At 72.5% G+C, this 17,388-nt stretch carries 14 protein-coding genes and 2 pseudogenes; 3 read left to right on the top strand and 13 right to left on the bottom strand.

The features are described 5' to 3' along the window. Together B1205_RS33430 and B1205_RS17395 are read right to left on the bottom strand one after the other, a co-directional pair. A pseudogene (locus tag B1205_RS33430) lies at window positions 1-222 on the bottom strand (hypothetical protein); the annotation flags it as partial. A 19-nt stretch (window positions 223-241) separates the two neighbouring features. Then, window positions 242-2,476 carry a nitrate- and nitrite sensing domain-containing protein gene (locus tag B1205_RS17395; protein WP_441338522.1) on the bottom strand — a complete coding sequence of 745 codons (2,235 nt, stop codon included), beginning with the start codon at window positions 2,474-2,476 and terminating at the stop codon, window positions 242-244. Between the two features lie 507 nt (window positions 2,477-2,983). On the opposite strand from B1205_RS17395, the gene B1205_RS17390 reads away from it, so the two are divergent. Next, entirely contained in the window at window positions 2,984-3,505 is a 522-nt protein-coding gene (locus B1205_RS17390; RefSeq protein WP_254910016.1) for an ATP-binding protein, read from the top strand. On the opposite strand, the pseudogene B1205_RS17385 reads toward B1205_RS17390, so the two are convergent. Both B1205_RS17385 and B1205_RS17380 read right to left on the bottom strand, forming a co-directional pair. Further along, window positions 3,506-4,527: pseudogene (locus B1205_RS17385) on the bottom strand (adenosine deaminase). Window positions 4,528-4,578: 51 nt separating this feature from the next. Next, window positions 4,579-4,998 (bottom strand): PPOX class F420-dependent oxidoreductase, encoded by a 420-nt coding sequence (locus B1205_RS17380; RefSeq protein ID WP_089156573.1) that lies wholly within the window; start codon window positions 4,996-4,998, stop codon window positions 4,579-4,581. Between the two features lie 57 nt (window positions 4,999-5,055). Between B1205_RS17380 and B1205_RS17375 the strand changes: the two genes are divergently transcribed. After that, complete coding sequence (locus B1205_RS17375; protein WP_089156572.1) at window positions 5,056-5,526, top strand: MarR family winged helix-turn-helix transcriptional regulator; 471 nt, start codon at window positions 5,056-5,058, stop codon at window positions 5,524-5,526. Between the two features lie 3 nt (window positions 5,527-5,529). Next, a complete protein-coding gene (locus tag B1205_RS17370; RefSeq protein WP_089156571.1) occupies window positions 5,530-6,381 on the top strand; it encodes a putative RNA methyltransferase in 852 nt (283 codons plus the stop codon). Between the two features lies 1 nt (window position 6,382). Here B1205_RS17370 and B1205_RS17365 read toward each other — a convergent pair whose 3' ends face one another. The 9 genes from B1205_RS17365 to B1205_RS17325 all read right to left on the bottom strand — a co-directional run bounded on the left by B1205_RS17365 (window position 6,383) and on the right by B1205_RS17325 (window position 17,377). After that, window positions 6,383-7,063, bottom strand: a complete 681-nt coding sequence (locus B1205_RS17365; RefSeq protein WP_089156570.1) for a DUF4272 domain-containing protein — start codon at window positions 7,061-7,063, stop codon at window positions 6,383-6,385. 111 nt (window positions 7,064-7,174) lie between these two features. Then, window positions 7,175-8,455, bottom strand: a complete 1,281-nt coding sequence (locus B1205_RS17360) for a thymidine phosphorylase (RefSeq protein ID WP_089156569.1) — start codon at window positions 8,453-8,455, stop codon at window positions 7,175-7,177. Window positions 8,456-8,508: 53 nt separating this feature from the next. Beyond that, window positions 8,509-9,228 carry a cytidine deaminase gene (locus B1205_RS17355; protein ID WP_176308663.1) on the bottom strand — a complete coding sequence of 240 codons (720 nt, stop codon included), beginning with the start codon at window positions 9,226-9,228 and terminating at the stop codon, window positions 8,509-8,511. A gap of 91 nt (window positions 9,229-9,319) precedes the next feature. Beyond that, window positions 9,320-10,600 (bottom strand): ABC transporter permease, encoded by a 1,281-nt coding sequence (locus B1205_RS17350; RefSeq protein WP_089156567.1) that lies wholly within the window; start codon window positions 10,598-10,600, stop codon window positions 9,320-9,322. Window positions 10,601-10,602: 2 nt separating this feature from the next. Beyond that, a complete protein-coding gene (locus B1205_RS17345) occupies window positions 10,603-11,961 on the bottom strand; it encodes an ABC transporter permease (RefSeq protein WP_089156566.1) in 1,359 nt (452 codons plus the stop codon). Continuing rightward, a complete protein-coding gene (locus tag B1205_RS17340; RefSeq protein ID WP_369597305.1) occupies window positions 11,958-13,505 on the bottom strand; it encodes an ABC transporter ATP-binding protein in 1,548 nt (515 codons plus the stop codon). The genes B1205_RS17345 and B1205_RS17340 overlap by 4 nt, the downstream gene beginning before the upstream one ends. A 251-nt stretch (window positions 13,506-13,756) precedes the next feature. Further along, complete coding sequence (locus B1205_RS17335; RefSeq protein ID WP_176308697.1) at window positions 13,757-14,827, bottom strand: BMP family lipoprotein; 1,071 nt, start codon at window positions 14,825-14,827, stop codon at window positions 13,757-13,759. Between the two features lie 275 nt (window positions 14,828-15,102). Continuing rightward, window positions 15,103-15,444, bottom strand: coding sequence for a hypothetical protein (locus B1205_RS17330; protein WP_089156563.1), 342 nt, complete (start codon window positions 15,442-15,444; stop codon window positions 15,103-15,105). 133 nt (window positions 15,445-15,577) lie between these two features. After that, window positions 15,578-17,377 (bottom strand): glycoside hydrolase family 13 protein, encoded by a 1,800-nt coding sequence (locus tag B1205_RS17325; protein WP_089157064.1) that lies wholly within the window; start codon window positions 17,375-17,377, stop codon window positions 15,578-15,580. Window positions 17,378-17,388 lie beyond the last annotated feature (11 nt).

Genomic DNA, 17,388 nt, shown 5'->3' with positions numbered 1-17,388 from the left:
GGCGAGCCGCTCCGGCACGGCGGGCGCCGGGGCCGGCTCGGCCGGGGCGACCGGCGGCCAGACCGGTGGGGCACCGACATGCGGCGCGGGCGCCTGCGGCACCGGGCGCGACGGCAGCTGCCGGTCGGCCGGCGGTGCGGAGACCGGGTAGCCCCCGGCCGTCGGCGCGGCCGACACCGGACGGCCCGGGAACGGGTCGCCGGAGACGGGTGCCGCGGACACCGGACGACCGGAGTAGGGGTCACCGGAGACAGGTGCCGCGGACACCGGACGACCGGAGAACGGGTCGCCGGAGACCGGGGCGGCCGACACCGGACGACCGGGGAGGCCGTTGCCCGAAACCGGGGCTCCGGACACCGGCGGCAGCGGCGGCGCGGACACCGGCGGGACCGGCGGGGCCGACACGGGCGGCGGGTAGTACGGCCGGGCCTCGGGGCTGCTGGGCAGCTGGCGCGGGATGGCCGGCTGCTGGCCGGTCGTGGCCGGGTCGCCGTCGGCCGGATTGCGTCGCTGGGGCAGCGAGTCGACCGGCTGGCCGTTCGAGGACCGCGGCGGGTAGGCGTCGCCCCCGCCGGCGTTGGCCCCGGTCAGGTCGGACCAGGCCGGCATGGCCCGGCCGGCGTTGGCCGGGGTGCCGGCGCCGTTGCGATGCGCCGGGTCGAAGGACCGCCCGCCGAGCGTGACCTGGTTGCCGGAGGCACCGGGGTGCGGTGCCGGTGGCGGTGTGTGCGGGCTGTTGCCGAACGCGGCCAGGGCCCCGAAGGCCGGCGTCGGACCGACCTGCTGCGGGCCGGCGGCCGGAAGCGCCGGTGCCGGCTGCCCGCGACCGGCGAGGGCACGCGGCACCAGCACCGAGGTGGGCAGCGTGACGTCGGCGACGGNGGGGCGGCGTGGCCAGCCGCTCGTTCAGGTCGCGGATCTGCTCGGCGCTGATGCCGATGCCCCGGTCCTCGACGTAGAGGGAGGCGCGGTCGCCGACCCGGCGGGCCTCCACCATCACGTGGGAGTCCGGCGGGGAGAAGGCGGTGGCGTTGTCGAACAACTCGGCGACCAGGTGCACCAGGTCGTTGACCGCGTGCGCGGCGACCTCGATGTCCCGGTCGATGACGCCGAACTCGATCCGGGTGTAGTGCTCGACCTCGGACTGGGCGGCGCGGAGCACGTCGATCAGGGCGGCCGGCTCGCGCTGCACCCGGGTGGAGTCGGCACCGGCGAGGACCAGCAGGTTCTCGTCGTTACGGCGCATCCGGGTGGCCAGGTGGTCGAGCTGGAACAGCTCGGCCAGTCGGTCCGGGTCCTCCTCGCCGCGCTCCAGCCGGTCGAGGTGACCGATCAGCCGGTCGACCAGGATCTGCGAGCGCCGGGCCAGGTTGACGAACATGGTCGCGACGGAGGCACGCAGGGCGGCCTGCTCGGCCGCGGTCCGGACCGCCTCCAGGTGGACGGCGTTGAACGCCTCGGTCACCTGGCCGAACTCGTCCTTGCTGCGCACCGGCAGCGGCTCGGCGATCTGGTTGGCCAGTTGCATCGGGGAGAGCTGACCGGTGACCTGCGGGTCACGCAGCCGGGCCACCGCCTGCGGCAGGCCGTACTGGGCGACCGAGAGGGCGCCCTGGCGCAGGTCGCGCAGGGAACGGGCCATCGAACGGGCGACCAGGTACGCGAAGAGGATGGACAGCAGCAGCATGGTGAGCAGCAGGCCGGTTTCGAGGAACACCTGACGCTGCGTGTCCGAGCGGAGCTGGTCGGCCTGCCGGACCACCTTGCCGTCGAGTTGGGACTCGACGGCTCGGATCAGCTTGGCGTTGCCGACCATGGCCTGGTCCCACTGGTCCGCCCCGAACGGCGCGTTCGCCATCGAGCCGCTGTTGTTCGCCGTCATGAAGCCGGTGAAACTGTCGGCCTTGCGCAGGTCGGGACCCTCGACGGTCTGGTCGAACAGCTCGGAGTCGGCCGGGGTGGCGACCGCCCGGAACGACGCCAGCGCCTGCGCCTGGGCGGTGCCACTGGCGATGAACTGCTCGCGCAGCGCGGGGGTGTACCGGTTCTGGGTGAGGGCCTGGTGCACGACCACCCGGCGCTGGGCCAGGTATTCCTTCTGCCGGGCCACCGCGGCCACGGAGCGCATCCGGTCGCTGAGGTCGGTGTCGCCGGCGAGCTGGGTGGCCGAGTCGCGGATCGACAGCAGGTCGTTGATCAGACGCTCGTACGACTTCTCCGCCTCGTCGATCTTCAGCTTGCCGTTCAGCACCTGGCTGCGGGTCGCCGGCAGGTCCTTGAGCTGCTCGTCGATGTCGTTCAGCCGGGTCTGGAAGTTGCGGGGCAGGTCGTCGATCTCGCCGCGCTGCCGCGAGTACGAGCCCTTGGCCTGGTCCACCCGCTGGTTGGCCCGGTTGTAGGCCTCCTGGTACTGCGCGCGGGTCTGGACCTCCTTGGCGCCGAGGAAGAGCACCGAGCCGACCCGCTCGTCCTGCATCGTGTCGGCCAGTGCGCCCGAGTAGCCGATCAGGCTGGCCAGGTCGCCGGCCCGGTTGGCGTTGTTGAGCGTCTCCAGGTGGTCGACCAGACCGCTGGTGCCCACCACGACCGTGGCGATGGTCGGCACGATCATGATCAGACCGAGCTTGGACNGCATGTCGCGCAGCCGGCTCGCCGGCCGGCCGAGCCGCGACAGGAAGGAGCCCGCCGTCGTTGGCCGTTTGCTCACGTCACCGCCCTCGCAATACCGCGTCCGGCGTCACCTGCGGGCAACGCCGAGCGACCGACCCGGCGGGTCGGACCTCCGAGATTCCATCACGCCGCCCGGTAAAGAGAAAGCCCAGGTTGTCCCTCACCGGAGGTGTGATGAGATGTTGATGCAATTTGATAGCAATCCGTCTGGCCGGAGTTACTGAAGGTTATGGAACACCCGCACCGCGTCGTCCTCCTGGCCGGACCATCCGGCTCCGGAAAGTCGTACATCGCACAGCAAACCGGACTTCCCGTGCTCTGTCTGGACGACTTCTACAAGGACGGCGATGACCCTACGTGTCCGCGACGAAACGGACAGGTGGACTGGGAGTCCCCGCTGTCCTGGGACGCGGACGCGGCGGTGGAAACAATTGCCCGATTGGCCCGCGAGGGCAAGGCCGAAGTGCCGGTTTATGCGATCGGCGCGGACCGCAGGGTGGCCACCCGGCCATTCGACGTCGACGGATCGCCGTTCTTCGTGGCCGAAGGGATCTTCGCCGCCGAGATCGTCGCCGAGTGCCGGCGGCGCGGTCTGCTCGCCGGGGCGTACGCGCTGCGTCGCCCACGCGGCGCGACGTTCCTGCGCCGACTCGCCCGCGACCTGGCTGAGCAGCGCAAGGCGCCGCGGCTCCTGGTTCGGCGTGGGATCACCCTGCTGCGGGCCGAGCCGGCCGTGCTGCGCCGGCAGACCGGACTGGGCGCCGAGGCGGCCCGGGCCCGGGAGGTGCTGCGCGGGGTGGCCGCCCTGCTCGCCGGCCACCCACGCCGCTCCTGATCAGCCGATCAGCTTCGCGTACGCCGGCTTGATCACCTCGTCGATGATCCGCAGGCGTTCGTCGAACGGGATGAAGGCGCTCTTCATCGCGTTGATGGTGAACCACTGGAGTTCCTTCCAGCCGTAGCCGAAGGCGTCCACCAGCAGCGCCATCTCGCGGGACATCGAGGTGCCGCTCATCAGCCGGTTGTCGGTGTTCACCGTCGCCCGGAAACGCAGGTCGCGCAGCAGCCCGATCGGGTGGTCGGCGATCGACGCCGCCGCCCCGGTCTGCACGTTCGACGACGGGCACAGCTCCAGCGGGATGNGATGTCGTCGACGATGCGGACGCCGTGACCGAGCCGGTCCGCGCCGCACCACTGGATCGCCTGCCAGATCGACGGCAGCCCGAACGCCTCACCGGCGTGGATGGTGAAGTGGAAGTTCTCCCGCTGGAGGTATTCGAACGCGTCCAGGTGCCGGGTGGGCGGGAAACCGGCCTCGGCGCCGGCGATGTCGAACCCGACCACCCCGGTGTCGCGGTGCCGCACCGCCAGCTCGGCGATCTCCTGCGAGCGGGCCGCGTGCCGCATCGCGGTGAGCAGGGTGCCGACCCGGATCGGGTGGCCCGCCTCGGCGGCCAGCGCGCTGCCCTCCCGGAACCCGGTGACCACCGCGTCGACCACGTCGTCCAGGGTCAGGCCCTGCTCCAGGTGCTGCTCGGGCGCGAACCGGACCTCGGCGTAGACGACACCGTCGGCGGCCAGGTCCAACGCGCCCTCGCGAGCCACCCGGCGCAGCGCGGGCGCGGTCTGCATGACCGCGACGGTGTGCGCGAACGTCTCCAGGTAGCGCTCCAGCGAACCGGAGTTCGCCGCCTCGGTGAACCAGCGCCCCAGCGCCTGCGGGTCGGTGGTGGGCAGTTCGTGGCCGGCGTCGGCGGCCAGCTCGACGATCGTCGCGGGCCGCAGGCCGCCGTCGAGGTGATCGTGCAGCAGCGCCTTCGGGACCTTGACGATGTCCTCGTACGAGATTGCGACCATGCTCAGACCCTAGTCACCGGCGGTCCCGACGCGGTATCTGACCGGGCCGGGTCAGGGTCGCCAGCCGTACACCCGCTCGACGGCCAGGCGCAGCACCAGGCGGCCGTCGGCCACCATCGCGGCCCGGTAGTCCGCCCAGTCCGGGTGCTCGCCGCGGATCCGTCGGTAGACCTCGACCAGCTCCTCGACCGTCGCGTCGTCGGTCGCGGCGGCCGGCGCGGTGAGCGTCACCGTGCCCTCGGCCACCGCGTACGCCCCGCCGTCGGCGGTGGTCACGTGGAAGCTGGCCCGGGGATCACGGCGCAGGTTGCGCACCTTGGCCCGGTCACCGGTGGTGGAGCAGCGGATCAGGCCCGGCTCGGCCAGGTAGTCGAGGTTGGACAACTGCGGACGGCCGTCCCGGCGGAGCGTGACGAGCACACCGCGCCCGCGCTCCCCGAACAGCTCCCACAGCCGTGCGCTCGTTGACATGTCATCAAGCTAGGCCGGACTCGGTGACGTGTCAACCAGATCGGCTACCATCGAGGCATGGACGCACGCTGGCTGGACGAGCGGGAGGACCGTGCGTGGCGCGGCTACCGCCGCATGCGCCGCCTGCTCGACCTGGAGCTGGCCCGGGAGCTGATGCAGGACGCCGGCCTCTCCGAGCCGGACTACGACGTGCTGAGCGACCTGTCCGAGACCCCGGCACAACGGCTACGGCTCAGCGAGCTGGCCGACCGGATGCTCTGGTCCCGCAGCCGGCTCTCCCACCACATCTCCCGGATGCAGCAACGCGGCCTGGTCGTCCGGGAGGAATGCGCCACCGACGGGCGTGGCTCGGTCGTCGCGCTCACCCCGGCCGGCCGCCGGGCCGTCGAGGCCGCCGCCCCCGGGCACGTCGCCGCCGTCCGGCGGCACCTGATCGACCTGCTCACCCCGGCCGAGCTGGGGGCGCTCGGCGCGCTCAGCCAGCGGGTGGTCGACCGCCTCGCCCACCGCCCGGGCCGGGAGGGCTGATCCGTGGACCCCCGCATCCTGGCCGGGCTGCGCTGCCCGGTCTGCGCCGAACCGCTGGCCGAGGCCACCGCCGGCACCACCCGCGCGTTGCGCTGCCCACGCGGGCACAGCTTCGACACCGCGCGGCAGGGCTACGTCAACCTGCTCGCCGGCCGCACCCCGCACAGTGGGGACAGCGCCGACATGGTCGCCGCCCGGGCCGATTTCCTCGCCGCCGGCCATTACGACACCGTCGCCGCCGCGCTGGCCGCCGCCGCCGCGCGCATCGCGCCCGACGACGCGTACCCGATGGTGGTGGAGCCCGGCGCCGGGACCGGGCGGTACCTCGCGGCGGTGCTGGCGGCGCTGCCGGACGCCCACGGCCTGGCGCTGGACGTGTCCAAACCGGCGCTGCGCCGCGCGGCCCGCGCCCACCCGCGCGCCGCCGCCGCGCTGGCCGACACCTGGCAGCGGCTGCCGCTGGCCGACCGATCCGTGACCCTGCTGCTGAACGTCTTCGCGCCCCGCAACGGCCCGGAGTTCCGCCGGGTGCTCGACCCGGCCGGCGCGCTGCTCGTGGTCACCCCGGCCGTCGACCACCTCACCGAACTGGTCGACGCGCTCGGCCTGCTTCAGGTCGACCCGGCCAAGGCGGACCGGGTGGCCGGCAGCCTGGCCGACCACTTCGTCGAGGAGTCCACCGTCGAGCACCGGGCCCGGCTGGCGCTGACCCGTGCCGAGGTCACCACGCTGGTGGGGATGGGGCCCAGCGCCTGGCACACCGATCCGCGACGGCTCGCCGGGCGGATCGCCGCGCTGCCCGAGCCGGCGCCGGTCACGCTCGCCGTCCGGCTCGGCGTGCACCGTCCACGCTGACTCAGGTGGAGAGGTCGACCTCTTCCCAACCCGGCGGCTCGTCGTGGTACGGCCCTCGCAGCACCACGGCCCACTCCAGCGCCCACCGACGCTGCCCGATCGCGTTCGCATCCACCAGCCCGGGCAGCGGCCCTCCGGTCCGCTCGGTCTCCAGGTACGCCCAGTCCAGGCAGTAGTGCAGGTCGAGCAGGGCGGCAGCGTCGGCGGGATGCTGCGGGGCGGCCAGGATCCGGGCCCGCCACTGGCCGAACGTCTCCCCCGTGATCAGGTTCGGCATCCGCTCGACCAGCCGCTCGTCCACCGGCACGGTCGGGTCGAGCTGCTTGGCCAGGCCCAGCACCCAGGCCAGCGAGAACAGCGCGTCGTGGTGCAGCACGAACGAACGGTGGTCGCCCCGGCCACCCATCACGAACTGCCACTCCGGCGGCGTCACCATCTCGACCAGGTGCGACTCCAGCAGCCAACCCATCGCCGCCTGCGCGGGCATGCCGAAACACCGGGCCAGGACGACGTGCAGCACCGCGATCCGCGCCTCGATCTCCGGCGTCGGGCGCAACTCGATCTCGTCGCCCGGCTCCCACACGAGCGGGAACTGCGGCGGCGGCAGCGGAAGACCCAGCCGGGACAGCTCGTCGAGGCTCGCCTCACGGACGGCCCGGGGGTCGGGAGCGGTTACGCGCAACGCCTCAGTCCCTGTCTGCTCGCCTCGGCTCGTCGCTTGTCGGTCCCCCTGGCCAGGGAGGATAGCGGCTCCGGCCGGGACGGCACCATGGCCGGTCCGGCCGGGGGCCCCTCAGTCGATCCGCTCGATCACCAGCGGGGCCGCGGCCGGGGCGTCCGGGGCCACCCGGACCGCCCGGCGGGCCTCCGCCAGCGCGGCCGGGATCCGCTCGGTGTGCTCGGCGCGCAGCTCGAACAGCGGGTCGCCGACCCGCACCCGGTCACCCGGGCGCTTGTGCAGCACCACCCCGGCCGGGACGCTGACCGGGTCCTCCTTGCGGGCCCGGCCGGCGCCGAGCCGCCACGCGGCCACCCCGATCGCGTACGCGTCCACCTCGGCCAGCCAGCCGTCCTCGTCGGCGGTGACCACCTCGACCTCGTTGGCGGTCGGCATCGGGGCGTCCGGGTCGCCGCCCTGCGCCCGGATCATGGTGCGCCAGGCGTCCATCGCCCGGCCGTCGCGCAACGCGGCGGCCGGGTCGGCGTCCGGCAGGCCGGCCGCGTCCAGCATCTCCCGGGCCAGTGCGAGCGTCAGCTCCACCACGTCGGCCGGGCCACCGCCGGCCAGCACCTCCACCGACTCGGTCACCTCGACCGCGTTGCCGACCGCCAGGCCGAGCGGGGTGGACATGTCGGTGAGCAGGGCGACCGTCCGCACCCCGTGCGCCCGGCCCAGCTCGACCATGGTGCGGGCCAACTCGCGGGCGTCCTCGACGTTCTTCATGAAGGCGCCGGAGCCGACCTTGACGTCGAGCACCAGCGCACCGGTCCCCTCGGCGATCTTCTTGCTCATGATCGAGCTGGCGATGAGCGGGATCGCCTCGACGGTGCCGGTGACGTCGCGCAGCGCGTACAGCTTGCGGTCGGCCGGGGCGAGCCCGTCGCCGGCCGCGCAGATCACCGCGCCGACGTCGCGGAGTTGGGCGATGAACTCGTCGTTGCGCAGCGCCGCCCGCCAGCCCGGGATCGACTCCAGCTTGTCCAGCGTGCCACCGGTGTGGCCCAGGCCCCGGCCGGAAAGCTGCGGGACGGCCGCGCCGCACGCGGCGACCAACGGGGTCAGCGGCAGGGTGATCTTGTCGCCGACGCCGCCGGTGGAGTGCTTGTCCACGGTCGGCCGGGTCACCGGCGACAGGTCCAGCCGCTCACCGCTGGCGATCATCGCCGCGGTCCACCGGGCGATCTCCGGGCCGGTCATGCCGCGCAGCAGGATCGCCATGGCCAGCGCCGACATCTGCTCGTCGGCCACCACCCCCCGGGTGTACGCGTCGACCACCCAGTCGATCTGCCCGTCGCTCAGCACACCCCCGTCCCGCTTGGCCCGGATGACGTCGACCGCCGTGAAAGCACTCACCTTTGAGTTCCCATCAGTAATCGCGCGGGCCGCACCGACCCGATCTCCCTGGTTCACGCGCCGGACCAGCGCACCGGGATCTCCAACGGCGGCTCGCCCTCGCCGGCCCAGAAGATCGACCCCGACGCGTCCACGACCACGACCCGCGTCGTCCGCGCCAGTCCCCAGTCGATCGCCCCGGCCGGATCGCCCCAGGTCGGGCCCTCCTCCAGCACGCCGGTCTCCGCGCCCTCGGTGTCACCGGCCGACCGCTCCCAGTACGCCGTCCAGACCTGCTGCCCGGCCGAGAGGTCGGGGTGCACGAAGACGGTGCCTCGGCCCCGCCAGGCGGCCAGCCGGTCCGGCACCACCGGCACCGGACGGTCCCCGGTCACCGCGTCGAGGTCGGCCACGTCGAAGGCGTGCGGCAGCAACTCGGCCATCCGCAGCGGGCCGCCCTTCGCCTCGATGAGGCACTCCGGTCCGCCCTGCTCCCACAGGAGCTGCCGGCACCGGCCGCACGGCATCAGTGGCTCGCCGGTGGCGTCGACGCAGGACAGCGCCACGATCCGACCGCCGCCGGTGGCGTGCAGCGAGGAGACCACACCGCACTCGGCGCAGAGCACCACACCGTACGCGGCGTTCTCCACGTTGCAGCCGACCACGACCCGGCCGTCGTCAACCAGGGCGGCGGCCCCCACGGGGAACTTCGAGTACGGCACGTAGGCGTGCCGCATGACCTCGGTTGCGGCGGCCCGCAGCCGCGCCCAGTCGATCTCCATCACGACTCCCATTCTGCCCAATCCGCACCGATCGGTCGCACGCGCGGCCGAAGACGCCGGTGCCCGGCGGATCACCCCGCCGGGCACGCTGCGTCGGGGCCGGTCAGCCCTTGACGTACGGCTTGCCGTCGGCGGCCGGCGCCCGGACCTTGCCGACCAGGCCGGCCACCGCGAGGATCGTCGCCAGGTACGGCAGCATCGCCAGGAACTGGTCCGGAATGCTGCTGCCGATCGCGCCCAGGTAGGTGGCGAGCTGGTCGGCGAAGCCGAAGAAGAGTGCCGCGAGCAGCGCCCCGGTCGGGCTCCACCGGCCGAAGATCAGCGCGGCCAGGGCGATGAAGCCCTTGCCGCCGATCATGTTCTTGGTGAACGAGTAGAGCGCCAGCGTGTACGACGCCCCGCCGATGCCGGCCACCAGCCCAGCCATGATCACGTTGCGGTAGCGCAGCCCCAGCACCCTCACGCCGACCGTGTCGGCGGCGGTCGGGTGCTCGCCCACCGAGCGGGTCCGCAGGCCCCACCGGGTCCGGAACAGCGCCAGGTGGATCACCAGCACCAGCAGCAGGCCGAGGTAGAGGAAGATGTTGCCCCGGAACAGGGCCGGACCGAGCAGCGGGATGTCGGACAACAGCGGGATCTCCCAGTTGCCGAACCGGGGCGCGCTGTTGTACTTCTCCGCGTCGGTCGCCATCAACCGCTCGTAGAGGAAGCCGGTGACGCCGACCGCCAGCAGGTTGAGCACGATGCCCATGACCACCTGGTCGACCAGGTAGCGGATGGCGAACACGGCCAGCAGCAGCGAGATGAACGCGCCGCCGATCGCGGCGGCCACCAGCCCCACCCAGACGCTGCCGGAGATGCTGCCGAACAGCGCGCCGGAGAACGCGCCCATCAGCATCTGACCCTCGATCGCCACGTTCACCACACCGGAGCGCTCGCAGAGGACCCCGGCCAGGGCGCCGAAAGTCAACGGCAGCGCCAGGATGAACGTGCCGCGCAGCACGTTGACCAGCGGCATGAAGTTGCGCCCCTCGGGCGCGGCCGAAACCTGCCAGCACAGGAAGCTCAGCACGAACGCGACCAGCCCGGCGCCGAGCAGCAGCGTGAACCAGCGCTTGGGCACGCCGGCGAGCAGCGCCGCACCGGCCGCGGCGGCGATGACCCCGAACAGGATCGCCCCGACCGTGCCGTTGATCTCCAGGGCGGCGCCGCCCTCGGTCTCGCTGAGCGTGAACCGGGCCTGCTGGTCGGTGGCGAACGCGCCGAACAGCACCGTCGCGAGCACACCCAGCGCCAGCAGGACGGCCCCGGCCTTGCGGGCCCGCGTCCAGAAACCCTCGTCGACGGCGGTGACCGCGACCTCGGGGACAGCGGTGGTGGACATGCTCACCAGCCCTTCGCGAGGCTCGTCTGCAGCCGGGCGGCGCGGGCCGCCCGGAGCTGGAAGATCGCCTTCACCAGGGCGGGTGCGGCGATGAAGATGACGATGAGCGCCTGGAGCACGGTGACCAGCTCCAGCGAGATCCCGGAGTACGACTGCATCCGGTTGCCGCCGGCCTGGAGCGCGCCGAACAGCAGCGCGGCCAGCAGCACGCCCCAGGGCTTCACCCGGCCGAGCAGCGCGACCAGGATGCCGTCGAAACCGATCTGCGCGATCACCAGCGGGGTCAGCGCGTCGGCGGTGGAGCCGAGCACCATATTCGAGCCGCCGAGTCCGGCCAGCAGGCCGGCGATCACCATCACCAGCACGTACGTCTTGGTCACGCTGATCCCGGCGGTCCGGGCGGCGTCCGGGTTCGCGCCCACCGCGCGCAGCTCGAAGCCGAGCGTGGAGCGGTTGAGCAGCCAGGCGACGAACCAGGTGGCCAGCACCGCGAGCAGGATGCCGGCGTGCACCCGCAGGTTGTCGCCGAGCAGCCGGGGCAGTTGCGCGGAGGCGTCCACCGGCTTGCTGATCGCGTCCGAGCGGGTCGGGTCCTGCACCCCGCTCTGGACGATGATCCAGGTCAGGAAGTAGACCGCCACGTAGTTGAGCATGATCGTGTTGATCACCTCGTGGGCACCGGTGCGCGCCTTGAGGATGCCCGGTATGAAGCCCCACAGCGCACCGCCGAGCGCGCCGGCGAGCAGCGCCACCAGCAGGTGCACGCCGGGCGGCAGCGGCAGCGCGAAGCCGGCGACGGCGGCCAGGATGACGCCGATCGTCGCCTGGCCCTGCGCGCCGATGTTGAACAGGCCGCCCCGGAAGGCGAGCGCCACCGACAGGCCGGTGAAGACCAGCGGCGCGGTATAGGTGAGCGTCTCCGAGATCGGGCCCATGGCGGCGGTGAAGCCGACCGCGTCCGGATCGAAGACCGCGCCCTTGAACAGGTTCGCGTACGCCTCGCTGACCACGGTCCAGCTCGCGTTCAACGCGTCCGTCGGGCGGGCGGTGATGTAGCTGTAGGTGGCCAGCACCTCCGGGTCGGAGACGATGATCAGCACCGCGCCGACCAGCATCGCCAGCACCACGGCGAGCACGGTCACGGTGACCGTGTTGGCGGCCCAGAGGTTGTCCAGGAAGAGCTTGCCCAGGCTGGGCCGGGGCTGCTCGGCCGGCGGCAGCTTCATCGCGGTGGCGGCCACCGGCCGTTCGGCGTCGCCGGCCGGCGCGGTCGGCGTCGCGCGGGCCTCGCCGCGCGCCTGGAGCGCGTCGGTCGCCGGCTCCTTGTCCGGGGAGCCCGACGCCGGGTTCGGGTTCGTCATGCCTCGTCCTCGTTGCCGGGGCCCTCGGGGGCCGGGGCGGTGCCGCCCGCGTTCGGGGTGGCGGCGGCGTTGCCCTCGTGCGGGTTCGCGGGCGCGGTGTCGGGCGTGATGCCAGCCATCAGCAGGCCGATCTCCTCGCGCGGGGTGTCCGGGCCGACGACGCCGATGACCCGGCCGCGGTACATCACCGCGATCCGGTCAGCCAGGCCGATCACCTCGTCCAGTTCGCTGGAGACCACCATCACCGCGGTGCCGACGTCGCGCTCGCGGATCACCTGGCTGTGGATGAACTCGATCGAGCCCACGTCCACGCCGCGGGTGGGCTGGGCGGCGATGAGGAGCTTCAGTGGCCGGGACAGTTCCCGGGCCACGATCACCTTCTGCTGGTTTCCACCGGAGAGCGTGCCGACCGCCGCCTCGGCCGAGGAGGTACGGACGTCGAACTGCTCGATCCGCTCCTTCGCCGACCGCGCGATCGCATCCGGCTTGAGTGACAGGCCCTTGCCGAACGGCGGCCGGTCGTAGATGTCCAGCACCAGGTTCTCCGCCACGGAGAACTCCTTGACCAGTCCGTCGACGCTGCGGTCCTCCGGCACGTAGCCGACGCCGGCGCGGAGCACCCGCTTGGTCGACCAGCCGTGCGTCGTCTCGCCGTCGAGGCTGATCGTGCCGGCGAGCGTCGGGCGCAGGCCCATGATCGCCTCGATCAGCTCGGTCTGGCCGTTGCCCTGCACGCCGGCGACGCCGAGCACCTCACCGGCGTGCACGGTCAGGTCCACGCCGTCGACCGCGCGCACCTGTCGGTCGTCGTCGACGACCAGGCCGGCGACCTCCAGGACCGGCTTGCCCGGTTGGGCGGGCTGCTTGTCCACGGTCAGCCGGACGTCGCGTCCGACCATCAACGCGGCCAGTTCGTCCCGGCTGGCGCTCGGCTCGGCGGTGCCGACCGTCCGGCCGCGCCGGATCACCGTGATCCGGTCCGCGATGGCCTTCACCTCGCCCAGCTTGTGGGTGATGAACACGATCGACTTGCCGGCGGCCTTGAGCGACCGCATGACCGTGAGCAGTTCCTCGGTCTCCTGCGGGGTGAGCACGGCCGTCGGCTCGTCCAGGATCAGCAGGTCGACGTCGCGGGTCAGCGCCTTGACGATCTCCACCCGCTGCTGGATGCCGACCGGCAGGTCCTCGATGACCGCGTCCGGGTCGACCCGGAGGTTGTACCGCCCGGAGACCTCGGCGACCTCGCGCCGGGCCCGCCGTCGGTCGAGGAGGCCGGCGATGCCGCCCTTGACCTGCTCGGCGCCGAGCATCACGTTCTCGGCCACGGTGAAGACCGGCACCAGCATGAAGTGCTGGTGCACCATGCCGATCCCGGCGGCGATCGCGTCCGAGGGGCCCTTCAGCCGCAACGGCCTGCCGTCGACCAGGATCGCGCCCTCGTCCGGCTGGTAGAGCCCGTAGAGCACGTTCATCAGGGTCGACTTGCCGGCGCCGTTCTCGCCGAGCAGGGCGTGGATCTCTCCAGGCTCCACCGTGAGGTCGATGTGGTCGTTGGCGACCAGATCACCGAACCGCTTGGTGATGCCGCGCAGTTCGAGTCTCAGCGGAACCTCCTGGAGTGCGAGCGACGGGGCGGCGTGGCGACCGCCGCGCCGGGTGGGTGTGGAGGGATTTCACGGTGATCGGCCGCCCCGGCGCTCGGGTTCCTTCCCGCGCGCCGGGACGGCCGGATCGTCGTACCTGCTGCCCGCCGGCTCCGCTGCCGATGATCTCACCGTGGCGGCCGGCGGAGCGGTCACTTGGTCGGCTGGGCCTTCGAGGTGACCGTGACGGTGCCGGCGGCGATGTCCGCCTTGATCTTCTCGACCTCGGCCTTGAGGTCCGCCGGGACCTTGCTGTCGAAGTCGTGGTACGGCGCGATGGAGACACCGGAGTTGGCCAGGGTGCCCACGAAGCCCGGCGTGGCCTGCAGCTTCTCGCCACCGGCGGCCTTCAGCACGGCCTCCTTGACGGCCTCCGGGATGTTCTTGACGACCGTGGTCACGATCGCGGAGCAGTCCGGGGTGCTCTCGCAGCCGTCGACGTCCACCCAGACGACCGAGTACTTGCCGCCCGAGGCCTTGGCCGCGGCGGTGGTGCCGAGGCCGGAGCCACCGGCGACCGGCATGATGATGTCCGCGCCCTGGGCGACCAGCGCGTCGGAGACCTTCTTGCCCTCGTCCTGCTTGACGAAGTCGTTGGTGAAGGAGCCCTTCTGGGCGGCCTTGTCCCAGCCGAGCACCTGGACGTTCTTGCTCTTGGCCTTGTTGTAGTACGCCACGCCGTCGGCGAAGCCGTCCATGAAGATGGTGACCGGCGGGATCGGCAGGCCGCCGTAGGTGCCCACCTTGCCGGACTTGCTCATCCCGGCGGCCAGGTAGCCGGCCTGGAACGCGGCCTGCGCGGTGTCGAACTGCATCGGGTAGACGTTGCCCACGCCCGGGTTGGCGTCGACGATCGCGAACTGCTGGTTCGGGTTCGCCTCGGCGGCCTTCTTGGTGGCCTTCTCCATGAGGCCACCGACGGCCAGGATGAAGTCGCACTTCTGGTTGACGAACCCGGTCAGGTTGACCTCGTAGTCCGCCTCGGCCTTCGACTGGACGTTCTTGATGTCGATATCGCCGTTCTCCTTCTGCGCCTCCTGGAGGCCCTTCCAGGCCGAGGTGTTGAAGGACTTGTCGTCGATGCCGCCGACGTCGGTGACCATGCAGGCGCTGTACTTCTTGCCGCCGGTGCCACCGGCGTCGTTGTCGTCGTCGGGTGCCTCACCACACGCGGCGGCGCCCAGCACGAGGCCACCCGCCACGAAGGCGGAGGCGATCCGCATCCCACGCACAGAGCGCAAGACGTCTCCTTCCCATTGCCGACCGCGTCGTGCGCGGTGGCAGCCCTTGCGCCGGCCTGCGGTGTGCCGCCGGCGTCCCACGTTACGGACGGGAGCGTACGCCCGCGCCCACCCACCGGCCGACAATCGTGCCCGACTGTTGAGCGTCCGTTACCCCGGTGTAACCCTCCCGTGGGGCAGATCACTTCTGGGGCCGGTAGGGGTGCGCAGGGGTGTCGCAAACGTCCGTTTCCGGCCGTCGCCGACACCCCGGCGTACTACCGCCAGAACACCGCCACCGCCGCGTTGACCAGGGTCAACCCGATGATCGCGAGGAAGTGGCCGCGGTTCACGGCGTCCCGCTTCCGGGAGAAGAAGACCATGACGAAGATGAGCAGCGCGAGCACCAACTTGGTAACAAGCTTCGCCGGGGCCGGCTCGTCGCCGTCGCGCAGGGGCGCGGACAGCCCGAGACCGGTCAGGATCTGGATCACCGCCCCCCAGAGCATGGCCGCGTTGATCCGGAGACGGCCGGTGAGGTACTGGGCGATCCCGCCGCCGAGCAGCAACGCGAAACCGATCAGATGGACGTAGAGAAGGATCAGTCGAAGAGCTTCCACGCCCCCATCCTCCCCCATCAACGACGCCGCGTAGTAGTCCGCCCGTCGAGGTGCCGTCATACCGTGACCTCGGCCCGCTGCTGGTTAAGAGGGGCCCCCTGTTATGCAGAATGCGTTAACAGGGGGCCCCTCCTTACAGGCGCCAGAGCTGGAGGGTGGGACCGTCGGCGGGGAGGGTGGCCGTGCCCGCGCGCAGCGCGGGGGCGCCGCCGTAGATGTTGTCGGCGGCCGGCAGGCCGGCCAGCCGCACCGGAGCACCGGGTGCCCGCCGGGCCAGCACCAGCACCGACCCGGTCGGCGCCTCCCGGAGGAAGACCAGCGTGTCCGCGTCGGCGTGCACCCACCGCAGGCCGCCGTGCCGCAGCGCCGGCTCGTCGCGGCGCAGCGCCAGCAACGACCGGTACGCGTCGAACGTGCGCCGGTCCCAGCGCTCCGGCCGGTGCCACGGCATCGGGGTCCGCGAGCCTTCCCCGTTCGTGCCGGTCAGCCCCAGCTCGTCCCCGGCGAAGACCACCGGCGTGCCGGGCATGGTGGCGAGCAGGCCGGCGGCCACCTCCTGCCGGGCCGCGTCGCCGACCACGGTGCGGATCCGGGCCGAGTCGTGCGAGCCGAGGAGCTGCCACGAGTGCGTGTACGACCGCCAGGACACCAGCGACCGGTAGGCGTTCATGGTGGCCAGCACGGCGCCCGCGTCCCGCCGCCGCACCCCGCCGGGGGTGCCGAGGAAGTTGGGCACCGGGTCGTCGCCGTGCCGCAGCCAGGACCAGACCGGGTCGGTGAACCCGACGTAGTTCATCGTCCCGTGCCAGCCGTCACGGTCCAGGTCGCCGGTGTGGTCGTGGCCGTGCTCGGCCAGCAGCAACGCGTCCGGGCGGGTGTCGGCGACCACCTCGCGCAGCAGCCGCGCCACCTCGTGGGTGTACGCGTCGACGCCCCGCCGGCCGGTCATGTTCGCCACGTCCACCCGCCAGCCGTCCAGCCCGTACGGCGGGCGCAGCCAGCGGCGCAGCAGCGAGTCCTCGGCGGTGGCGAAGCGGCGGCGCAGCTCGGCGCTGCCCCAGTTGAGCTTCGGCAGCGACCGCACCCCGTTCCACGACTCGAAATCGCCGCCGGGCAGGTCGAAGTAGTACAGCTCGCGCTCCGGCGCGTGCGCGTCGGAGACCGCCGCAGTGAACCACGGGTGCGCGTCGCCGGTGTGGTTGCTGGTGATGTCGCCGAGCAGCCGCCAGCCCCGGGCGTGCACCGCGTCGGCGAGCCGGACCAGCGCCGCGTCGCCGCCGAGCAGCGGGTCGACGGTGTCGAAGCTGGACGCGTCGTACCGGTGGTTGGAGCGGGCCGGGAAGATCGGCGTGAGGTAGACCGTGTTGACGCTGAGCCGGTCCAGGTGGTCCAGGCGCTCGGTGATGCCGTCCAGGTCGCCGCCGTAGAACTGCCGGGGCGTCTCCGGGCCGCGCCCGATGACCGGCGTGTCCCAGTCGCATCCGATGGCCCAGTCCGGCGTGGGTCGCCCGTCCGCCGCGGCCGAGCGGGCGAACCGGTCCGGGAAGATCTGGTAGATCACCGCGTCCCGGGCCCAGGCCGGCGGCGGCGCGTGGCTGACCAGCTTGAAGTCGCCGTGGTCGGGCACGTCGTGGGCGGCCGTGCCGGCCGCGTTCAACCAGCGGGCACCGTGGTCACCGTCGAGCAGGAAGCGGTAGTTGCTGACCGGGTTGCGGACCTCGACGTCGGCCCGCCACCACACGTCGCCGCCGGTGGTGCGGTCGATGACCGCCTCGGCGAAGCGCGGCTCGCCGTCGCCGGTGGTGCGCACGTGCACCTGGCGCACGCCGGCGCCGGCGGGCACCCGGACGAGGACGGGGACGGTCTGCCCGAGCGCGGGCTCCTGCTCCGGGACGTAGGTGGCGGAGCCGTCGTGGTGCGGTTGGAGGGACATGGTGCGGCCTT

The sequence above is a fragment of the Micromonospora sp. NBS 11-29 genome (assembly GCF_002140155.1).
GTDB lineage: Bacteria > Actinomycetota > Actinomycetes > Mycobacteriales > Micromonosporaceae > Micromonospora.
The sequence above is the reverse complement of the archived record's forward strand: the minus strand, read 5'-3'. Positions and strand labels throughout refer to the sequence as shown.

What these genes read in the sequence shown, in the direction of transcription:
- B1205_RS17375 (WP_089156572.1), top strand. Translation starts at nt 5,056, where the DNA reads ATGGACGCACGCTGGCTGGACGAGCGGGAGGACCGTGCGTGGCGCGGC.
- B1205_RS17325 (WP_089157064.1), bottom strand. Translation starts at nt 17,377, where the DNA reads ATGTCCCTCCAACCGCACCACGACGGCTCCGCCACCTACGTCCCGGAG.
- B1205_RS17350 (WP_089156567.1), bottom strand. Translation starts at nt 10,600, where the DNA reads ATGTCCACCACCGCTGTCCCCGAGGTCGCGGTCACCGCCGTCGACGAG.
- B1205_RS17380 (WP_089156573.1), bottom strand. Translation starts at nt 4,998, where the DNA reads ATGTCAACGAGCGCACGGCTGTGGGAGCTGTTCGGGGAGCGCGGGCGC.
- B1205_RS17335 (WP_176308697.1), bottom strand. Translation starts at nt 14,827, where the DNA reads ATGCGGATCGCCTCCGCCTTCGTGGCGGGTGGCCTCGTGCTGGGCGCC.
- B1205_RS17345 (WP_089156566.1), bottom strand. Translation starts at nt 11,961, where the DNA reads ATGACGAACCCGAACCCGGCGTCGGGCTCCCCGGACAAGGAGCCGGCG.
- B1205_RS17355 (WP_176308663.1), bottom strand. Translation starts at nt 9,228, where the DNA reads ATGGGAGTCGTGATGGAGATCGACTGGGCGCGGCTGCGGGCCGCCGCA.